Annotated in this window: 1 protein-coding gene; it reads left to right on the top strand. The window is 55.8% G+C overall.

From position 1 onward, the window contains the following. Positions 1-366: 366 nt before the first annotated feature. The gene (locus tag VQ045_RS21645; RefSeq protein ID WP_331831596.1) at positions 367-1,581 is read left to right on the top strand and encodes a hypothetical protein; all 1,215 of its coding nucleotides are present in this window, start codon (positions 367-369) and stop codon (positions 1,579-1,581) included. Positions 1,582-1,662 lie beyond the last annotated feature (81 nt).

The raw sequence follows: 1,662 nt of genomic DNA, 5'->3' as shown, positions 1-1,662 counted from the left end.
TGAATAAGCTGAAGCTGCTCAAGCGCTCAATGTATGGTCGCGGAAATCTCGAACTGCTCCGCCGCCGACTGATCCTGGCGCCGTGAAAACCACACAACATGCGCAAGAGCCGGTATCCCAGGCGAAGTTATCGGCAGTACGCTCAACATTTCCCACTTGTTAGCGCTGTCGAGATTATCGAGCTGCTACGGCGTCGCTAAACCCGGCGCCACCCAAACCCGCGCCACCTGATCAAAATCATCCCTAACGACCCCAATCAGAAGGCTTCCAGGCCGGAAAGGGGATTGCTCCAGCGGCCAACAGGCGTGCTATGGGACCTCTCGCCCCAGCTATGGGCGGTAGCGTCATCGTTTGGAGTCGAGTTTTTTGACCACAGTCGTGTCTCTGCTAGCCGTTGCGACCTTAGCAGCGGTTTTTTCGGTGTATCTTCGGCGGCCGTTCGAAATCATGCTGCCAGTTGCGATCTCGGGCATCATGCTGACGCTCTGGATCTTCGGCTACGTTATCAGCCTGCAATGGCTGACCTATGTGCTTTGGGTCGCTGCCGCAGCCTCCGTCGTCGTATTGATTCTGTTACCCCGGCGGCATCTGGGGGTTCTTCTAACGCCGGGAACGCTGATTTTCTTTGGCGTTGTCCTGTTTCTGGCGATTGCAGGCCAAGACCTCATTCTGCTGTCCTGGGACGAGTTCTCGCACTGGGGGCAGGTCACACGCTTTCTGGCCGTCACTGGACGCTATCCTGAGAGAGGCGAAATTCTGTTCGACGGTTACCCGTTCGGCACGGGGATCCTGCAGGCTGTCCTTGGAGGAAACACCGAGCCGAACTGGATACTGGTTAATTCCGCATTCAAATTAGCGGCGTTGCTTCCGCTTTTATCCTACATTCGTCTACGGCGCCCCGTAGAGATCTTTGCGATCGGCATCTTTGCAGCGAGCACCCTATCCTTTTTCGTCTGGATGGGGAGCCTCGTCGAGATCACGACCGATATGCCCTTGGCTCTATATGCGGGCGCCGCGTTGATCATCTACTTCAAGGAAAGAGGCTCACTGACAGGAATCTTGCTGGCGATACCCGTGACGGCATCTCTGCCGCTCATCAAGGAGATCGGGCTCATCCTGGCATTCTTTGTCGGTGTGGTCATCTTCATCGATCAGATAGCACTTTTGATAGCTCGCTCGAACCGAAGTCTCATAGTTCCAGCTGTATCGCTCGCGCCAGCGCTCGCGGCAGTGGCAGTCGACCGCCTCCGATCGGCCATGCTTGAAACGACAGTTGGCCAGCCGCTCACCCTCAGCTGGGCTACGGTTTCACAAGGAGTTCAAGCCCCAACGTTCGGGACGAGAACCATCCAAACGGTCGAGTATTTTTTTCATTCGCTTACCCAGTGGCCCATGACGATATCAGGTCAGGCGATTCCGGGGGTACTTCTTCTGATAGCGTCTGTTATCGCAGGCGGCACCGTAGCCTTCGGGCGCCAATGGTATCGTCCCGTAGGCTTCCTGCTCGTCGGTGTCGCAGGGCTGGCAGCGTATCTTCTCCTGCTCTTGACCTTAGTGTCGGTCCACAAAGAAGTTGAATGATATGAATCGTTTGTGATTCCATGCTGTTGATTTGATTCGACGAGGGCATGGAAGCGATGTGGACGAAAGCAAACCGCGGGA

Source organism: Aurantimonas sp. E1-2-R+4, from assembly GCF_036549515.1.
Taxonomy (GTDB): domain Bacteria; phylum Pseudomonadota; class Alphaproteobacteria; order Rhizobiales; family Rhizobiaceae; genus Aurantimonas; species Aurantimonas coralicida_A.
The sequence above is the reverse complement of the archived record's forward strand: the minus strand, read 5'-3'. Positions and strand labels throughout refer to the sequence as shown.